Genomic DNA, 19,347 nt, shown 5'->3' on the forward strand with positions numbered 1-19,347 from the left:
CTCCTTAAGAAACGCCGAACAGAGTCAGTAAAACATCGATAAGCTTGACAAAAACAAACGGCGCCGCAAGACCGCCCAGCCCATAGAGGAAAAGGTTCCGGGAAAGCAGCTTTTGGGCGGGGACCTCGCGGTATTTCACGCCCTTCAGCGCAAGCGGGATCAGGGCGACAATAATCAGCGCGTTGTAGATGATGGCGGACAGAATCGCTGTGTCCGCGCTGTGAAGCCCCATGATATTCAGCGCCGCAAGGCCGGGGTACAAAGTCATGAACATGGCGGGAATAATAGCGAAATACTTCGCCACGTCATTTGCGATGCTGAAGGTCGTCAGCGAGCCTCTGGTCATTAAGAGCTGTTTTCCGATGCGGACAATGTCGATCAGCTTTGTCGGCGAGGAATCAAGGTCAACCATATTGCCCGCCTCCTTCGCCGCCTGCGTCCCGGTGTTCATGGCCACCGCCACGTCCGCCTGAGCGAGCGCCGGGGCGTCGTTCGTACCGTCGCCCGTCATGGCGACCAGGTGCCCCTGCTTCTGAAAATCCCGGATCATCTGCAGCTTGCCTTCCGGCGTCGCCTCCGCCAGAAAGTCGTCCACTCCCGCCTCCGCGGCAATGGCCGCCGCGGTCATGGGATTGTCGCCGGTAATCATGATCGTTTTGATTCCCATCTTTCTCAGGTCGGCAAACTTTTCCTTTACGCCGCTTTTAATGATATCCTTCAGATGGATGACCCCCATGATTTTGCTGTTTTTGGCAACAACCAGAGGCGTTCCCCCGCTGTCGGCGATCTTTCTGACCGCTTCCTCGCATTCTTTGGAGTAGATGCCGTTCCGAGTCCGCACATACTCCTTTACCGCGTCCGCCGCGCCTTTGCGGATTTCCATGCCCGGAAGGTCCACGCCGCTCATTCTTGTTTTCGCGGTGAACGGGATAAACCTGGGGGACTGGCCGCCGAACTCATGCCCGCGGATACCGAATTCCTTTTTCGCGAGGACGACAATACTTCTGCCCTCCGGCGTTTTATCCGCCAGAGAGGACAGCTGCGCGGCATCGGCCAGTTCCCTGATCTCCACCTCGTCTACGGGAATAAATTCCGCGGCCTGGCGGTTCCCCAGCGTGATGGTGCCGGTTTTATCCAGCATCAGGATATCCACGTCGCCGGCTGCTTCAATCGCCCTGCCGCTCATGGCAAGCACATTGGCCTGATTCAGGCGGCTCATGCCCGCAATACCGATGGAGGAAAGCAGCGCGCCGATCGTGGTCGGGGCAAGACATACCAGAAGCGCGATCAGCGCGGTGATGGAGCTCGGGTTCCGGATTCCCGCCTGCCCGGCGGCGAACGCCGAATAGGGGTAAAGCGCTGCCGTGACTAACAGGAAGATGATCGTCAGAGCGACCAGCAGAATCTGAAGCGCAATCTCGTTCGGCGTTTTTTTGCGGGACGCGCCCTCCACCATGGCGATCATCTTGTCCAGAAAGCTTTCCCCCGCCTCGCTGGTGACGCGAACGACCAGCCAGTCGGAAATAACGGTGGTTCCCCCCGTCACCGCGCTGCGGTCGCCGCCGCTTTCCCGGATGACCGGGGCGGATTCGCCGGTAATCGCGCTTTCATCCACCGAGGCCGCGCCGTCGATCACCTCGCCGTCCGCGGGAATCTGCTCCCCGGCCTTCACAATCACGATATCGTCCTTGACCAGCTCAGACGAAGAAACTTTTTCAACATGGTCCTTTTGCTCCGGCGAAGGAATCTTGCTGGCCGGAACGTCCTTTTTCGCGGCGCGCAGCGAATCCGCCTGCGCTTTGCCGCGGCTTTCCGCAATGGCTTCCGCAAAATTCGCGAACAGCACGGTAAACCAAAGGATGACGGCAATCGCCAAAATAAAGCCCGGCCGCGCGTCCTTCACCCCGAACAGCGAGACAAAGTAAAGAGCCGTTGTCAGGACCGCCGCGACATAGACAATAAACATAACCGGGTTCTGTACCTGTATTTTTGGATTGCATTTTGCAAAGGAATCCTGAACGGCCCGGCCGACCATCTTTTTATCTGCAAAAGCATTTTTTTGTTTTGTACTCATACGGCAACCTCCTTAGCCAATCATCTGATAAAAATCGGCCACCGGCCCGAGCGCCAGCGCCGGGAAAAAGCTGAGCGCGCCGATCAGAAGAATGACGAATATCAACAATCCCACAAACATGGCGTCATGGGTGGGCAGAGTCCCCGCGCCAACCGCGACCTTCTTTTTCTGCGCCAGAGAGCCGGCCATGGCAAGCGCGCCCACCAACGGGACGTACCGGGCAAAAAGCATGACGATTCCGGTGGAAAGATTCATAAACAGCGTGTTGGCGTTCAGCCCCGCAAAAGCCGAGCCGTTATTTCCGCCCGCCGAAGTAAAAGCATACAGAATCTCCGAGAATCCGTGCGCCCCTGTGTTGGTCAGCGTGGATGAAACACCGGGAACCATACAGGCAACCCCGCTGCCAACCAGAATGGCGACCGGCGTCGCAAGGCAGAGCAGAACCGCCATTTTCATTTCATACGGTTCCACCTTTTTGCCCAGATACTCCGGCGTTCTGCCAACCATCAGACCGGCGATGAAAACGGTGAAGATCGCAAATCCAAGCATCCCGTACAGGCCGGAACCGACGCCGCCGAAAACCACTTCTCCCAGCTGGATCAGCAGCATGGGAACCAGCCCGCCGATCGGCGTAAAGCTGTCGTGCATGGCGTTGACGGAGCCGTTTGAGGCCGCCGTGGTAAAGACCGCCCACGTACCGGAAGCGGCAATACCGAAACGCGTTTCTTTTCCTTCCATATTGCCGCCCGACTGACCGGCAAAGGAGGTGTTCACCGCCCCGTTTTGGGCAAGCTGAGGGGTCGCCTGCATTTCATTGAAAAGAACGACGCCCAGGCACACGGACAGAACAAGAAACATTGCCAGAAACAGGGCCCGCCCCTGCCGCTTATCCTTCACATTCCGTCCAAACGTAAAGCACAGCGCCGCGGGAATCAGCAGGATGGAAATCAATTCGATCAGATTCGATGCCGCCGTCGGGTTTTCAAGCGGATGTGCTGAATTCACGCCAAAAAAGCCGCCGCCGTTTGTCCCCAGCTGCTTAATGGCAAGCTGGCTTGCCGCCGGCCCCTGGGGCACCACCTCAGTGGTAATCACGGTGCCGTCCGCAAGGGTAATCGGCTGCACAAGGTCAACCTGATCATAGCTGTTGAAATTCTGAACGACGCCCTGTGACACCAGAGCAACGGATACGACCAGAGAAAGCGGAAGCAAAATATACAGGACGCTTCTCGTAAGATCCGTCCAGAAGCTTCCGAGCCCGGTTTCCTGCACCTTCACAAAGCCGCGGATCAAGGCGAACAGAACGGCGATTCCCGTCGCGGCGGATAAAAAGTTCTGTACCGTGTAGCCGAGTATCTGCGTGAAATAGCTCATGGAGCTTTCCCCGGAATAAGCCTGCCAGTTTGTGTTGGTAACAAAGCTGACGGCATTGTTAAATGCCAGGTCCCATGGGACCGCTCCAAAATGCTGCGGGTTCAGCGGGAAAAGGCCCTGTAAAAGATTCAGTAAGAATACCGCCAGAAACCCGAACAGATTGAAAATGAGGACTGCTCCGGCGTATTTTTTCCACCCCATCTGCTCGTCCCGGTCGATATTCAGCGTTCTGTAAAAAAAGCCCTCCACCGGTTGCATCATCCGGGACAAAAAGACTTTTTCGCCGTTCATAACCTTTCCAATATAGCCGCCAAGCGGGATGGCCAGAACAATCACAAGGACAAGGCAAAGCACCGACTGCAGTGTTTCTCCATTCATACTTTATCGCTCCTAAACAGAATAGTAACCAGATAAATCAATAGTGCCGCACAAATGAATCCCGTTATTCCAACAATAACCTGCAAAATGATATCCCTCCGTTTCTTTTGACAGTATAGCATTGGGATGATAAGGGTGCCGTTAGGATTTGACCAATTATATAAAGATTGCGAAAAGATGAATTTGAGATATTACCATCAGCTTTCCTAAATCGTGTCAGAACATGTATCCGTTCAAAAAGAGCGTTGCCGTTAAATCATATTTTTTATTACAGCAAATAAACTGCAAAGTGATTTGGGGCCTGCGACTTCATCGGCAGCCTGAATAGAAACAAACCTCCTTTTGCTTTCGTGCGGTTGAAAAAACCGCACGAAAGCAAAAGGAGGTTTGTTATAAATATTTGATATTATTGATTTTTTGAAGGCATGTACCGCTCCAGTTCGCTCCACACCGGCATGGGAAAATCCGGCTTTCGGGTCCGCATGGCACGAAATGCCTTGTCGAGCGCCTGCATTTCCGTTAAGGCACAACGGCAGTGATCGCTGGCGGCCAGACGGCCGATGCCGGTTTTGGCCATGATCCAGAGCAAGACAGACAAAAAGCATCTCCGCAGGCCTTTTTCGAGATACTTCTCACAGCCCTCCGGAAGAACGGGATACCCCAGAGCCTGAAGCAGACCGTAGCCCTCCCGGACAGCCGTCACCATCTGCCGCCGCTGGGCCGCGGAAGCCTTTTTCAGGTCGCATCCATTGGCATAGCACACATACCCGACGGGCAGGACCATGGCCAGATGGCACTGATACCAGGCGTCCATGTCGGAGAAATACGACGGCTGATATTTTGTTCCGGCAAAGATTTTAGCCAGTCTGGCTTTATCCGTTTCATCCGGCTCGCTGTGCAGGGCACCGCATTCCAATCCCCCGGCACCCGGCCGGACGCAGACGACTGCGCCGTTTTCCCGACGGCCTCCGGTCGCCTGGAACCCGAAAAGGACGGTCTTTTGTGCGGAACTATGATGCTGTATGTACCGTTCCATCTGAGCCGCAGAAGGATTGTTGCCCACCAGCATCACCAGAGGACTGTCGCAGGCGGCCAGATCGTTCAATATCGCCCACATTTGCTGGTACTGCATGACGGCGAAAACGGCGTCATAATGCTCTTCCGGTTTCAGCCGCCCCACGATTTGCGGATGATCGACTGTAATTTTATGCTGAAGGTAATGGTGAATTTCCAGTCCTTTTTGCTGCAGTTCTTCTTTGCGTTTTCCCCTGGCCAGCAGGGAAACGTCATGTCCCGCCGTGCAGAGCACATGGGCTAAATAACTGCCGATGACCCCGGCGCCATAAACTAAAATTTTCATAAATGGAAGTTCCCTCTTTTCAGCTGATCGCCGTTTTTTCGAAAATAGTTGTTTCAGCGATTTCCTTTCCATGAACAACTTTCTGAAATGTATAAACCTGCTTAGAATTGAATATAATTAATTTAAGGAAATAATTAAAATCAAGGAGCTGATTGTTATGTCCCGCGGAACTCAAAAAACAGATGAGGAAAGGCTTCAAATTCTGGATGAAGAAATTGCGAAACTGGAATCCAGAAAAATAAAAATGGATGAAAAAATAGAAGGATTCAATAAACGAAAAGAAGCTATTTTAAATCAGCAAAAACAAAAAAAGCTGGAGGAACTGCAAAAATTCATTTCTAAATCAGGTAAAAGCCCTGAAGAAATTTTGGAAATGATAAAAAGAGCCGGGTGAAAACACAAGGCAAACGGTAATGGTCAAAAAGCCATTGCCGCTTTTTTTATGCTCAGGAAAGGTTACGACTTTTGTAAAGCCGGGAGCCGCCTGAATTGAAATATTATGATACAGAGGATTCCTGAGAGGAGGCTTCCTCTGATCTGCATCCTTTTACTTCTACTCTTTCAATCCCATAAAGTCCTATGACCAGACCCAGCGCCGTAGCAATCAATCCCGCAAAAATCATTCCTCTCACACCGGAAATATCCAGCAGAAACCCGCCGAGAAGACTCGCGGCCACACCGCCAAGCGTGATCGCGCTTGTCATAAAAGCCTGCCCTTTTGCCAGGTCCTCTTTACAGATAATTTCATTTACATAATAGACGGAAGCAGGAATAAACAGCGCATAGGAGCTGAACTGAAATATTTGTGCCACATACAGCATCCACACATTGGTTGCCGACATCGTGAGCGCCGCTTTCAAGGTAAAGAAAAAGAGGGAAAATCTCAGGATGGAACTGCATCGAATCTTTTTCACCAAAAAGCCGAATAAAATCATGGCGGGCAATTCTATCGCCGCCGCGATTCCGGTGGCGATTCCCATTTCCTTTGCAGTGCCGCCCACATTTTCGGTAATTTGTATCAGGTAATTGTTGATCATGGTATGCGAACAAAACGTAAGGGATACGGCGATCATCAGCGCGGCAAATTTTTTGTTATGCGTAAAAAAGGAAACCAGATGATTCGTATCAGCGTTTTTCGGTCCGCTTGTCAGTTTCCTATTTTCCGGGCAAACCGTATCGCTTTCGGTATCAGCGGATTGCCTCTTCGTAAACATATAAATGACGATTCCCAGCGCTATGTAGAAGCCCGTGGAAATAACCGGCAGAAGGTCGGTGCCGAAACCGTCCACAAAGATTCCCAGCAAAACGGATAATACCGCGTAGGAAATAGAACCCATTCCTCTGGCAAGGCCGAAATTGATTCCGACCCCTTTATTAATGAACTGCATTCCGAGGGAATTGACCAGAGGCTGCAGCGTATACAGAATGGCGGATTCAAGCGTGAGCAGAACCGCAAGCACAAAAAAGCTCCCCGCCGAAAAGGAGCGGGCCGCTGCGAGCGCTCCCGCCGCTGCAGTCAGGACGACAATTAAATCCTTCATCGATATTTTTCTGGTCCTGTCGGCAAACGCCGCCACCGCGGGCTGCAGCAGTACCGCGAAAATATTAGCCAGCGCAAGCACCAGACCGATCTGGCTGTTGCTGAAATGCTTGGATAATAAAAATATGGATGCAAAGCCGATGCTGCTGCACATAACCGACCAATAGAAGCTGTGGGCAGCCGAATACTTCATGGTATATTTCAGATTGATATCGATGTTCCTGATCTCCCTTCCGGATGTGCGATACTGGTTTTATGATTACTGATATACTCCGCCTGCGAGGCGCTCCAATGCATTTTTATCTTTGATCCAATAGGCTGTATTCCTTTTTTCAAGCAGATTTTTATCGCATAGCATATGAAAAGTTCTTAGCAGATGCCGGTGGCTGCAGCCTAAATATTCGGCAAGCATGGTATAGTTGCCTGAAAAAACGTCTTCATTCTGCATGATAAGAATGTATCCCGCAAGCCGCTGCTCCAGCGGATAGAGCAGGTTAATTCCGGTATTCCTGTTATTTCGTTCGATTTTTTCACAGATCTGGCTGCAGGCAAACTGTAAAAACTGATTGTCGGACATCAGCAAAGCCTTATGCCTGCGGGCGGATATTGCAAGACAATAGGTCTCTTTCAAAGCCTGTATATTTGTTTTCGCTACGGAATCACCGAAAATCTCGAATTCTCCCAGGAGCTGAATATCCTGATAACAGCATACCAAGAGCGTTTTTCCATTCTCCAATGTACGAAACACTTTGCAGTTCCCGTCTAAAATGATATAAAGATAATCCGACTCTTTTCCTTCCCTGAAAAGATATTCGCCGGTTTGAAAGCGGCAAAAATGCATTTGCTCATATGCTTCTTTGGACAAGCATTGGCGCAGAAATTTCAGCTTTGATTCCAATTCCGGAAAATCGGTCGATTGCAAATATTCCATGGTCTCTTCATTCTCCGTTTCCAATCCATAAAAACCTTACCAACTATGACATCCGTCATACTGCACGCAAAGCATTTTGTGCAATAATCAATACAAGGACATAAAAGTCAGTTAAAAACAACGAATCTGTCCGGCTTTTGGAGGGTACATAATGAGTCTGTTCGTTTTATTATTGGGTGGAATCTGTCTGGGACTGATGACAAGTATGAACGGCCAATTGGCTTCTTATTTCAACGTATTTGAAATAAGCTTCCTTGTCCACGCAATCGGGGCGGTCCTCCTGCTAGGCTATATCCTTTTTAAAAAAGGCGAGAAGCTTCGCATCGGAGGAGCTCCCGGTTACGTTTATTTTGTGGGGTTCTTCGGTGTGGCGCTTGTTGCCACGGGCAGTATCAGCGCAGCAAAGATCGGGGCCACCCTGACGATGGCGCTGTCGGTAAGCGGACAGCTGCTTATTTCCGCAGTGATAGACCATTTCGGATTTTTTCATGTGCCGCGCGTTCCGTTCAACTGGAAGCGGATCCCCGCTTTTCTGATCATCGCCGCCGGCTTATTGATTATGATTTATGCATGAGAGGGGCTGAAATATTGGTTTTTATCGTAATCGCCATTTTCAATGGCATGATTAACATCATTAACAAAATGATCAATTTACAGGCAAAGCGCACGCTTGGCACGGCAAACGGGACGCTCATCAATTATTTGGAGGGGACCGTCATTTCCATGCCGGTCCTGTTTTTCTATGGCGGTTCCAGGCTGATGGATTTATCTTACCTGAATACGGTTCCGCCGCTATCCCTTTCAGGCGGTCTTTTCGGCCTGTTCTCCATGGTTTTGATCCTGATCGGCATGAACAAGAGCCAGATCGCTTATTCGACCGTTATCGTTCTGGTCGGACAGCTGGGCGCCGGGTTGCTGATCGATTCTATCGTTACGCAAAAAATTGTCCCTTTCAAAATACTCGGCATCTTATTGGTGATCATCGGTGTCGTGATCGATAAAGCCTTATCTCATAAACCGTCCGACGGAGCGACGCCGATATAAATGATTGTTCCATCGTATTTTGAATTTACCGCATATTTCTTTTTTTATTATACTTTGATTTATCATCTTATTCAACCGGTTTCTTCCAGTATATGGAATTGTTTCTGTCGGTCTCAGGGTGCGGGAGCAGCATATGAAATCCTGACAAAGAAATAACAGACGATGGCATTTCGCTCATCGTCTGTCTTCTTTTGCTTTATGAGATAAAAAAGTTTTTATTTTTCATCGCTCACTTCAATTTTGCCGTGAATAGATTCAAATTCGGAAACACGTTTTTTGATGTACTGCTCTATCTCCTTATTGGCAGAGCGGCCTTCCGATTCTGCAATATAACGGAATTTTCGAAAAAACGCCCGATCTACACGCAGGGTATACCTTAACAATTTATCCTCCATAAATCCTCCTTTTTTTCACTATTTCAGCGTCATTATGGTTCAATTATAGTGGATTTATTGCACCACAACAAAAATAGTGGTAAAATGGTGTAAATATGGTGAATTTTCCTGCTTTACTATTCGTCCATATATTAAAGTATATATTCCTTTCAAGACATGGGGAGTCTCACGAACGGAAGCTAGCATATTTTAAAGAATGACGGCGTGCACCACAAAGCGCATGTCGCGCGCATCGTTCACACAGGTGGACAACGTCAGAATGCGGTTTTCAGCGTTCGTTTCCACTCCGGTATCATACAGAGAAAGCTTCTTCATTTTTTGCAGGTAGCTGCCGTAGGAGCTTTGGTCAGAAAAGGAATACGTGTAGGTCTCGCTGTCCGGCTTTGCTTCATGGACAGAAAAAATTTTACAGTCGGCCTTTCCCGCTTTACTGTAAAGCTCCATTTCCGGATGCTGCTCATAGTAGCCCTTGTCCCGAAAATTGCAAAGCGCGGCAAACATGGCGCCGCTGCGCATATTGTGCCCGTACACAATCGAATTTTTTGCGCCGGGGCCGTTTTCAATCCGGGAATCCAGAAAAATGGCTCCCATGCTGCTGTTGTTTTTATAAAAAGTATGGTTTAAATAGTAAGCATTGTCTTTCCCCTGCACAATGGGGTAGCTCAGGTTTGTTTCCGGCAAACGCAGCCAGCCGACGGCGTCACTGTTCTGCGCGGTCAGCTTTTGGTAATCAAAGGCAAAGCCGTCCGCCGCGGGAGTCACCGGCACACCGCTCTGCCGTGCGGCGGCGGAAGAGGACGGCGGGAACGGTTCGGACATGGTCTGAGCCGCCTTTTCATACTCTTTTCTTCCGTTTTCATAGTCGCTGTAAACAGCGTAGAACCGCGACCCGCAAAACACCAGAATCAGCAGACAGATCACGGCGACCGCCGGTTTCCAGTATCCGCGGATAACGGGGGCCGCTTTCCGTTTTACAAGAATAAAGAGCTCCCGAAAAGCGTCCGGATTTTCAGAAAGCGCGGGTTTTTCCGTCACCTGCAAAGCCTCTTCCTCAGGCGGCGCGGCGAACGCTTCCGCCTGTATCAAAGGGCCGGCGCCCGTTTCCTCCGCCGGAACGGGACCGGTATGGGCGGAGGCCATGGAAAAAGCGGAAACCGCGGCCACGATGGGAACCGTCAGAACAACGCCCATGCTGCCGGAAAACGCCTGCATGATTTCAATGCCGATTCCGTAAGAATTGATAATCTGTACATAAGGAAGATTATAAACATAGTTTGTCACCAGCACACTGACGGAACCGCCCGCAAAGGCGAGAATCAGCGTGTTGGACATGGTGCCCATCATGTCGCGCCCAACGCTGATACCGGAACGGAAAAGCTCCATCCGGCTGAGGCTGGGGTTCTGTTCCTGAATTTCATTGATGGTGGAGGCGACGGAAATCGCCACATCCATCACGGCGCCGAGGGAGGCGATCAGCAGACCGGAAAACAGCAGGCCGCTGACCTGAATTTTTGTATTTTCCCCCAGGAACAGTAAATTTTCAATATCCGATACGTTGTTGCCGGATATTCCCGCAAAATAGCCGAATCCAGTGGCGGCCAACCCCGCAATGATAACACCGGCAATAGAACCGACAATGGCGCAGGCCGTTTTTTTCGAAGGCCCGCCGATCAGGTACATGGTGACGAGCGTCGTGACAATCGCCACCAGCACGGCCGCCCAGAAGGGGGAAAATCCGCGGAAGATCAGAGGGATATAGAGCAGAATGATGCAGGCCAAAGTAAAAATAAGCCCGATGGACGCTTTGACTCCCTGCTTTCCGCCGATGACACAGAGAATCAGGAAGAACAGCAGCACAAAGGCATAAACAACCGGCTCGCGATTGGTGCTGTAGACGGAGGTAACGGAAATATCGCCGGAAACGCTCTGGATTGTGATGACCTCCATGCCGGGGGTGCAGCCGGCGCCAAACAGATATCCCGCCGAACTGGTGGCCTCCACGGTCTCGCCCTTCTGCAGACCACTGAGCATCAGAAGCCGTACGGTCTGCTCCCCGTAACGCCGTCCGTCCTCCTGCAGATTGTCTTTCACCACCTCCACCACTTTGGCCCTCTCGAAGGTGCGGCCCACCGTAGTGACAAGCTCCGGCTTCTGCACCTGATTGATGAAATAGACGAAAATGAGGAATCCCACCGCCAGTACGGCAATCACCGCCCTGCGCGCGTTCGCCCGCTTATCTGCAAACAATTTTTTCAGCATATTCTTCAATCCCCTGATTTTATAGTTTTCAGCCGTGCCGCAGGCCGTTTTTTTCTTACCGGCGGCATTTCGGCACCGACAGGCAGGGAGGCGAAAGCCTGCGCTTACGCCTCCCGTGAAACAGTTCAGTTCATCGTTGTTCCGATTATTTGACAGCCTTGACCCGTTTGTCTTTTACGGCGGCGACAACCGCCGTTACGAGACCGAGAAGGGCAAGAGCCGCAAGCGCGATCATTCCGGTCAGATCGTTTGTGTCACCGGTCAAAGGCGCCTGACCTTTTGTAGCTGTATTTGAAGTGCTGGCCGCGGCCGGCGTTCTGTTGACGGTTTTTTCGATTGTAAAGGTGGAATCGATCTGGCTTGTATTTCCGTCCACAATGCTGTAGGTGGAGATGCTGAAATCCTTGTCATTGATGGAAATGACGGAATAGCTCGGCTTCCAGTTCTGGTTTCTGTAAGCGACGAAGTTCTGCTGCTGGGAAATCAGCTCATAAAATTTACTGCCCGTGGCGGAATTGGCGGTCATGTACAAGGTGCCCTGGGGGTTCACCACCTTGGCGGATTTGTTATTGTTGATCGTATAGCAGTTATTCCCCTGAATGAAAGCGGCGTTGGCGGCTTTACCGGCGGCATCGTCCGCCTTCGGGTAGTACGGGTACACCTTTCCGGTGGCCTTGTCAACCACGTTGTCCCAGTCAAATTCTCCGGTGCTCGTTTTATTGGCGTCGTAGGCGGCATGGACCTTTCCGTCGCCCTGGAGCAGGTAACTTCTGGAATAGCTGTGGTCATGGCCCTGAAGGACGACATCCACGTCATATTTGTCCAGAATGGGAGTAAGCTGGGTTCTGAGGACCATTCCGTCCGACTCGGAGTGGTCGGCGCCGCTGCCGTAGATGTCCTGATGGAACATCACGATCCTCCAGCGGGTATTGGGATTTTCCTGCGTCGCTTTTTTCAGCAGCGCTTCGTGGTCCGCGCAGTTATAGTTGTTGGTGTTCAGCACGACAAACAGCGCATTCCCATAGGTGTAGTAGTAACCGTTGCCGGCTGCGGAGGGGCTTGTTTCCGCCGTGAAAGAGTTCGGGTTGTTGAAATGGAACGCATAGCTTTTGTTGGTGGCGTCGTGGTTGCCGATCGTTGTGGAGACAGGCAGCGACTTCAGCGCGGCCGGAGACAGGTAGCCGGCGTATTCGATCTCGTTGCCGGGGTCGATTCCGTTTACGTTTTTGTTGATCTGGTCACCTGCGGAGAGGGCAAAGCTGGTGTCCGGATTGGCCTTTAACGCGACATTCAGCGTGGTGTTCCAGTTAAAGGCGTCGTTTCTGGCGGCAGTGTTCAGGCTGGAGGTGTTTTCAAGCTTGTCGCCGGTAGAAACCGTCTGCCCTTTGGAAGCGCCGATCTGGGGATCGCCGAAGAACAGCATTTTAAAGCTGGAAAAGCTTTTTGTGGTATACTTTGCCGGTTTGCTTTCCACCCCATTTGTCAGATAGGTATAATAATACGCGGTGTTTTCCTTCAGGCCGGTGACGGTCACCTTGTTGCTGCGGTAGCCGTCGATCGCGGAGCCCGCCGTTCCCTGAAAGCTTTTGGCATCGCTCATATCTTCCCTTGCGGCAAGCTTGACAACCGGAGTCGCCGCGGCGCCCGTATTGGAGTACCAGCCGAAATTCAGTTCGCTCTGGTTTCTTCCGGGGGTCAGGGAAACCTGCTCGTAATTGGTGCTGACAGACGTTTCCCACTGCTGTGTCCAGCCGGACCACGACTGGTCGGTGGTTGCGTCGGAGAAGTGTTCCGTTGCGGCAAAAGCGCCTGTAACGGAAGACATTGCCAGACCGGCCGCCAAAACGCCGCATAAAATCATTCTGGATGTTTGTCTCATATTGCCCTCCTTAAATTCATTGGTTAAATTTGACATCGTCATTGATTTCAGTATACGAACCCAATCAGGCGATTTCAATGAATTCACAGAAGCTTAAATAAAGTTTAAATTGGAATTTACAAAGGCGTTCCGCCTTAGAATATCCTGTCGAAAAGCCGCGAGAGGCCTTGCCGTCCGGAATCAGAGCGCGTTTTCGGCAAGGCGCGCGAGCGGGCTGCGTTCCACCTGGCTCAACGTCACATGCCCTGTCAGCGCGGACTCTTTTAACCTTTCAACCAGATACACCAGTCCGTTGGACCGTGAGTCGACCAAAGCATTGTCGATCTGATTATCCGTCGGGTCGCCGATAAAGACGAACTTGGAATTCTGCCCGGCCCGTGTCATCATCAGCTTGGCGATATGGGGCGTCGTTTCCTGCGCCTCATCCACGATGACGAACGCGTCGGTCAGCGTTCTTCCCCTCATATAGGTAAAGGTTTTCATATCGATCGTACCCGCGCACTTGAGGTTTTCGATAATCGCGTCGACGGAGGTGTTGTCCTCCATACAATTTTTTCTTGGCTTGCGGTTGCGGCCGCAGTACATCAGGTTTTCAAAGGCGTCATAGAAGCTGCCCATCCAGGGCCGGAGCTTTTCCTCCTCATTCCCCGGCAAAAACCCGATGTCGTCCCCCGCCGGCACCACCGGACGGACAAACACGATTTTGCGGTACGCATGCTGTTCGATTACTTTTTCCAGCGCGACGGCGGTGGCGAGAATCGTTTTCCCCGAACCCGCGCCGCCCGTCAGGGAGACAAATTTAACGCTGTCGTCCATCATCAGCTCGAAGGCCATTTTCTGTTCCAGATTCAGCGGCGTAAGCCCCCACGCGGTCCTGTTTTCAAACTGAAGCGGGACCAGCTTTTCACCGTCGAACCGGGCGACAACCGAACGCGCCGGGGAATCCTTTGCATGAATCAAAAGAAACTGGTTCGGGAAAAGCCTGAGCTTTTTCGGGCAGGCCAGCCCAGAATCGTAGATCTTGTCAATATTCTCCGAGGAAAGCGTTGCCGTTACATAGCCCCGATACAGGTCGTCAAGCGCGATCCGGTCGGTTTCATAGTCCTCGGTCTCAATGCCGAAGGCCTGCGCCTTAAGCCGCATGCAAATATCCTTGGAGACAAGGATGGTGGGGATTTCCAAATCCCTTTTTTTGATGCTCAGCGTAGTAAGCAGGATTCTGTTGTCATTTTTTTTCAAATCCAGCTCGTCGGTTATTTCCGTCACATTATGATAGCCGTTCATTTCAATTTTGAGGATGATATTTTTCTCAAGCTCGATTCCGTCCTGAATGCTTTGCTGTGCCTTCCCCTCCACCATCTGGGAAAGCTCCCGCACGGCCTGTCTCGCCTGACAGCCGCACAGCCCGTCTCTTGATTTCAGAGAATCGATTTCCTCCAGCACAACCATGGGAAGAATGACGTTATTTCCTTTAAAATTATGGATGCACGCGGGATCGTGCAGCAAAACGTTCGTATCCAGCACATAATTTTTCCTGTTTCCGTTTTTTTGTTGCATTAGAATGCCTCCAAAATAAAAATTAATAGGGAGCGTAGCCTGAGACCTGAAAGGAAATATTTAACGAATAAAAAAACACCACACATTTCTATGTGATGCCGTGGTGCTTTGCTTTTACCCTACTGTCAGAGATCTTTTCGGGAAAAAGCGAACGGGGCGCTGTCATGAATTGGTCTGCAGAGTCCGTAAATCTTTTTCGAATTCCTGAATCTTTTTATTCAGAAAAGCGATTTCGGGATAATCCTCTGTTTTGCCGGACTGCAGCTGGACCCTTTTTAAGGTCTTCCATTCATTCAGGATTCTCTGTATGTTTTTCCTGACAAGCGCAGGTTCGTCAACCCGTTGTTTTTTTTCATTCCATATTGCATCCAAACGCTCTGTCATTGCTATCACCTCATTTCCTATCATAGGCGAAGCATGTTCAGATTGCGTTATAAACCCATTAAAGAACCAAGATGGCAATGCCAATGGCTGGAAACTTTGGATTTTCGCCACCCGAATTAACATAACTTTGACAGGACGTTCATTTTATCTTAACAGAGAACGGGTACAATAAGCACATCAAATAAAAACTGTCACACTGATGGGTATGGACGGAATACCGAACCATAAAAAGGTGGCAGACAAACAGCAATTGCCCCTTGCGGGGCTTCATATAAATTCTTTTTCATTACCCCCTCTCTTCTGAACCGCTCCAAACGGAGCGGCTTTTTTAATTTCAGAATTGTTTTTTCTCCGGCAGGATCGGCTGCCCGCAATTTGATTGCAGGTTGACGATAAGCAATAAAGATGATATAGTATTTTCATACCCCTATGGGTATAAAGGAGGTGGGATTATGCGCAAATGCATGGATTGCGATAATCTGCACAGACGGCTGAACAAGATTTTGGGGCAAATCAAGGCTATCGACAAAATGGTGGATGAGGACGTCCCCTGTGAAGACATTCTGATCCAGATCAACGCCGCAAAAAGCGCCCTGCACAAGGTGGGGCAGGTCGTTCTGGAGGGTCATTTGAACCATTGTGTCCGGGAGGGCATCGAGCACGGCGACGCGGAAAAGACTATCGCGGATTTCGCCAAGGCGGTGGAGCATTTTTCAAGGATGTCATAGAAGCCATCAAAAACAACAAAAAACAGCTGTTTTGTATAAAACGGCTGTTTTTTTATTGACAGAAGATACCCCCACGGGTATAATAAACCTATACCCCCATAGGTATAGAAAGGAGTGTTCGCTTGGCTCTGTTAAAAGATAAGGAAAGACGGGACGTACTTTTTCTTTGCCTTTCCGCCCCCGCGCTGATTATCAGTTTTTTTCATATCGGCAATCTTCCGATCGACGCGGCATGGGTGGCAATCCTGTTGTGCGGTTTCCCGATTCTGAAAGGAGCCCTTGTCGGGCTGATTACAAAGTTTGATATCAAAGCGGATGTTTTAGTGTCCATCGCCCTGATCGCATCCATCTTTATTGGGGAAACCTTCGCGGCCGGCGAGGTGGCTTTCATCATGGCGATCGGCGGCTATCTGGAGGAACGGACCGTAGCCAAAGCCCGCGCGGGAATCGAGAAGCTGGTTCATCTGACCCCCGCCTCCGCCAGAGTCGTTCGGGACGGAAAGGAACAGAATATCCCTGCGGAACAGGTGAAAATCGGAGATATCCTGCGCGTCCTGGCCGGAGAAACCATCGCCGTGGACGGTACGATTCTGAAAGGACAAACCTCCATTGACCAGTCCGTCATGACGGGCGAATCCCTGCCGGTAGACAAGGGCGAGGGCGACGAGGTGTTCAGCGGGACGGTCAATCAGTTCGGCACCTTTGACATGACGGCGCGGAAGGTCGGAGAGGACAGTTCTCTGCAGCGTATGATCCGCCTGGTAGAATCCGCAGACGCCGGAAAAACAAAAATTGTCGGAATCGCAGACCGCTGGGCCACCTGGATCGTCGTGACCGCACTGCTTTCTGCCTTCATCACCTGGTTTGCCACCGGAGAGATCATCCGTTCCGTTACCATTCTGGTAGTGTTCTGCCCCTGTGCGCTGGTACTCGCCACCCCTACCGCGATCATGGCCGGAATCGGAAACGTGACGAAGTTCGGCATCCTTGTTCGGGAAGGGGACGCCCTGGAACGGCTGTCGCAGGTGCAGCGGATCGCCTTCGATAAAACCGGAACCCTGACCTACGGCAAGCCGGCGGTTACACAGATACATAGCATCGATCCCGCGCTGAGTGATACGGCGCTTTTGGAACTGGCGGCCGCCGCGGAGCTGCGCTCCGAACATCCGCTCGGCCGGGCGATCGTCGCGGACTACCTGCAAAAGCATGGAACCCCGCCGGAGCAGCCGGAGGAATTTAAAATGCTGGCCGGGCGCGGCGTAGCCATCCGTTACGCCGGGCAGGACATTCTTGCGGGAAACGAGGCGCTGATGGCGGAACACCGGATCATTCTTCCGGATGAGCTTCTGCAGGCGGAGGAAAAGGCCAAATCGGACGGCTGTACCGTAATTTCCCTTGCAAGAAACGGAAGCGCCGTTGGTATGATCGCCCTCTCCGATACCCTTCGTCCGGACGCCGCCCGGACGGTGGAGGCCATTCACCGGACCGGGGTTCAAACCGTCCTTCTGACCGGAGACGCAAAACCGGCTGCATTTCATATTGCCCAGGCTGCGAACATTCAGGATGTGCGGGCGGATTGCCTGCCGGAGAAGAAGCTCCAGGAGATCCATGCGTATCAGGAAAAGGGCGAGCCGGTCTGCATGGTGGGAGACGGTATCAACGATGCCCCGGCGCTGAAAACCGCCCACGTGGGGATTGCCATGGGCGGCATCGGCAGCGACATTGCCATTGACGCGGCAGATATCGTGCTGGTCGGCGACGATATCAAGGAGATTCCTCACCTTTTACAGCTCTCAAAAAAGACAATGAAGACGATCAAAGTAAATCTCACTGCCTCTATGACGCTGAATTTCATCGCGATTGCCCTTGCCATCACCGGCGTTCTGAATCCGGTGGTCGGCGCCCTGGTCCACAATGTCGGGTCAGTCGCCGTCATTATCAATTCTTCCCTGCTTTTAAAATGGAGAAAAACGGAATAAAGAGCTGAACTCCGTTTTGAGCAATTCGAGTATCATGGCTTAACCATAAACATATTCCCGGAATTTCAAGCCCTCTCAGTTTTTTCCTGCTGAGAGGGCTTTCTTTATATACAAATTCTTCCTGTCCCGAGTTAAAAAACGTGTTTTGCCTCGCAAACTGAAATGGAATTGCTGTAGAATTTCTGATGGCCGCTTACAAATACAAGCAGCCGGAAATTCAAGATATCCTTTTATGCACAGAAGGGCCGCCGCGGCGCTGATTCTGGGCCGCCGATTCCGGTGCTCCCGGTTCCGACCAAACCATTGCCGAGATAAAGGTGGTGCACGGAATGGTCAGAAGCATGCCGAGGCTGCCAACCAGCGACTGCAGGAACTCAACGATGATTTCCTCCTGATTCACAAGCTGCATAATCGGATAATCAGAGGCGGCATAAATGATGAGAGTGACCAGGCTGCTTCCGACGTAAGCCAGGATCAGCGTATTCATCATGGTCCCCATAATGTCCCGCCCGATGGTCAGGCCCGATTTTATCAGGATATACCGCGAAATACGGCTGCCTCTGTTTGATTTTATTTCCACCAGCGAAGAAGCGATGGACATCGCCACGTCCATGGTGGCGCCAAGCGCTCCGATGGTAACCATGGCGAAAACGACCGCCTGAAGATTGAGCGGCTGGTTTGCAAACAGCTCCATCAGCCGGGAAGACTGATCGTTGTAAAAACCGGTCAGCTTCATGGTATGGTTGAACACCAGATAAATGCCTCCGGAGAAAACGACCCCTCCGATGCAGCCCAGCGCCGCGGCCAGGCTCTTCCGGTTCATCCCGCCCGTCAGCAGGAACGTCACACAGATGACATAGACGCTGACCAGCACCGTACAGAGGTAGATATTGAACCCCGCAAGAATCATCGGAAGAAAAACATAAAAGACGGACAGGCAGGTCAGAAGTAAGGCAATGACGGTATGCACTCCCTTTTTTCCGCCGAAAATCAGGATCAGCGCCGCCAGAATAACGGATAAAAGGATGATCTGATCGATTCTCTCATAATTTTCGAACACCCATTCCGTACTCTGGTCCTGCGTCAATTTTCCCAGGACCACTTTGTTGTTCTGGCTGACCGCGGGGGGCATTGTCGGATTATCGATATAGGAATATTGGGTAGCCTGTACCATTTCACCCTTGTTTTGTCCGCTTGTGATTTTTGCAGTAAACGTTACGATTTTTCTTGTGGAATCGTTTTGATCCGGCCGGGTGCTGTTTACGGCTGTGACCTGAGCAAAAACCTGATCGTCCAATTCCGAATCCCTGCTCTGAACAATGATGCTGAGTTTATGCTGTTCCGCAATGCGGTTGCCTCCGTAAAGAAACAGAATGGATAAAATCAAAACAAAAAGATAAGCGGTCCTGTTCTGCTTGTACATCTTCATCATCACCTTCGTTATCAATTTGTATGACCACGAGGC

16 protein-coding genes are annotated in these 19,347 nt (G+C 51.1%); 5 read left to right on the forward strand and 11 right to left on the reverse strand.

The annotated features are described in order from the left end of the window. Positions 1 to 4: 4 nt before the first annotated feature. The 3 genes from kdpB to ACRQU7_RS13265 form a co-directional block, all read right to left on the reverse strand. Positions 5 to 2,074 (reverse strand): potassium-transporting ATPase subunit KdpB, encoded by a 2,070-nt coding sequence (gene kdpB, locus ACRQU7_RS13255; protein ID WP_444641326.1) that lies wholly within the window; start codon positions 2,072 to 2,074, stop codon positions 5 to 7. Between the two features lie 12 nt (positions 2,075 to 2,086). Beyond that, a complete protein-coding gene (gene kdpA / locus ACRQU7_RS13260) occupies positions 2,087 to 3,826 on the reverse strand; it encodes a potassium-transporting ATPase subunit KdpA (RefSeq protein ID WP_444641327.1) in 1,740 nt (579 codons plus the stop codon). 406 nt (positions 3,827 to 4,232) lie between these two features. After that, complete coding sequence (locus tag ACRQU7_RS13265) at positions 4,233 to 5,186, reverse strand: ketopantoate reductase family protein (protein ID WP_444641328.1); 954 nt, start codon at positions 5,184 to 5,186, stop codon at positions 4,233 to 4,235. Positions 5,187 to 5,343: 157 nt separating this feature from the next. Between ACRQU7_RS13265 and ACRQU7_RS13270 the strand changes: the two genes are divergently transcribed. Then, positions 5,344 to 5,580, forward strand: coding sequence for a hypothetical protein (locus ACRQU7_RS13270; protein WP_038325143.1), 237 nt, complete (start codon positions 5,344 to 5,346; stop codon positions 5,578 to 5,580). 103 nt (positions 5,581 to 5,683) lie between these two features. Here ACRQU7_RS13270 and ACRQU7_RS13275 read toward each other — a convergent pair whose 3' ends face one another. Continuing rightward, positions 5,684 to 6,919, reverse strand: a complete 1,236-nt coding sequence (locus ACRQU7_RS13275) for an MFS transporter (protein WP_444641329.1) — start codon at positions 6,917 to 6,919, stop codon at positions 5,684 to 5,686. Positions 6,920 to 6,985: 66 nt separating this feature from the next. Beyond that, on the reverse strand, positions 6,986 to 7,657 hold the full coding sequence (locus ACRQU7_RS13280) for a cyclic nucleotide-binding domain-containing protein (protein WP_444641330.1): 672 nt from the start codon (positions 7,655 to 7,657) through the stop codon (positions 6,986 to 6,988). Between the two features lie 151 nt (positions 7,658 to 7,808). On the opposite strand from ACRQU7_RS13280, the gene ACRQU7_RS13285 reads away from it, so the two are divergent. Both ACRQU7_RS13285 and ACRQU7_RS13290 read left to right on the forward strand, forming a co-directional pair. Continuing rightward, positions 7,809 to 8,231, forward strand: a complete 423-nt coding sequence (locus ACRQU7_RS13285; RefSeq protein WP_444641331.1) for a DMT family transporter — start codon at positions 7,809 to 7,811, stop codon at positions 8,229 to 8,231. Positions 8,232 to 8,245: 14 nt separating this feature from the next. Beyond that, on the forward strand, positions 8,246 to 8,701 hold the full coding sequence (locus ACRQU7_RS13290) for a DMT family transporter (protein ID WP_444641332.1): 456 nt from the start codon (positions 8,246 to 8,248) through the stop codon (positions 8,699 to 8,701). A gap of 215 nt (positions 8,702 to 8,916) precedes the next feature. Here ACRQU7_RS13290 and ACRQU7_RS13295 read toward each other — a convergent pair whose 3' ends face one another. The 5 genes from ACRQU7_RS13295 to ACRQU7_RS13315 form a co-directional block, all read right to left on the reverse strand. Next, complete coding sequence (locus ACRQU7_RS13295; RefSeq protein WP_444641333.1) at positions 8,917 to 9,096, reverse strand: TraY domain-containing protein; 180 nt, start codon at positions 9,094 to 9,096, stop codon at positions 8,917 to 8,919. A gap of 189 nt (positions 9,097 to 9,285) precedes the next feature. Continuing rightward, a complete protein-coding gene (gene srtB / locus ACRQU7_RS13300) occupies positions 9,286 to 11,355 on the reverse strand; it encodes a class B sortase (protein WP_444641334.1) in 2,070 nt (689 codons plus the stop codon). A 145-nt stretch (positions 11,356 to 11,500) separates the two neighbouring features. After that, positions 11,501 to 13,234, reverse strand: coding sequence for a metallophosphoesterase (locus ACRQU7_RS13305; protein ID WP_444641335.1), 1,734 nt, complete (start codon positions 13,232 to 13,234; stop codon positions 11,501 to 11,503). 180 nt (positions 13,235 to 13,414) lie between these two features. Next, entirely contained in the window at positions 13,415 to 14,791 is a 1,377-nt protein-coding gene (locus tag ACRQU7_RS13310; RefSeq protein WP_141825773.1) for a PhoH family protein, read from the reverse strand. A gap of 162 nt (positions 14,792 to 14,953) precedes the next feature. Continuing rightward, entirely contained in the window at positions 14,954 to 15,298 is a 345-nt protein-coding gene (locus ACRQU7_RS13315; RefSeq protein ID WP_147579352.1) for a hypothetical protein, read from the reverse strand. A 329-nt stretch (positions 15,299 to 15,627) separates the two neighbouring features. Between ACRQU7_RS13315 and ACRQU7_RS13320 the strand changes: the two genes are divergently transcribed. Beyond that, positions 15,628 to 15,903 carry a metal-sensing transcriptional repressor gene (locus tag ACRQU7_RS13320; protein ID WP_141825775.1) on the forward strand — a complete coding sequence of 92 codons (276 nt, stop codon included), beginning with the start codon at positions 15,628 to 15,630 and terminating at the stop codon, positions 15,901 to 15,903. A gap of 122 nt (positions 15,904 to 16,025) precedes the next feature. Then, a complete protein-coding gene (locus tag ACRQU7_RS13325) occupies positions 16,026 to 17,882 on the forward strand; it encodes a heavy metal translocating P-type ATPase (RefSeq protein ID WP_444641336.1) in 1,857 nt (618 codons plus the stop codon). Between the two features lie 217 nt (positions 17,883 to 18,099). Here the strand turns inward: ACRQU7_RS13325 and ACRQU7_RS13330 are convergent, their stop codons facing one another. Continuing rightward, positions 18,100 to 19,305: a YibE/F family protein gene (locus ACRQU7_RS13330; protein ID WP_444641337.1), complete on the reverse strand. Its 1,206-nt coding sequence runs from the start codon at positions 19,303 to 19,305 to the stop codon at positions 18,100 to 18,102. Positions 19,306 to 19,347 lie beyond the last annotated feature (42 nt).

This window comes from Caproiciproducens puteiluti (assembly GCF_052442865.1).
Classification (GTDB): Bacteria; Bacillota; Clostridia; order Oscillospirales; family Acutalibacteraceae; genus Caproiciproducens.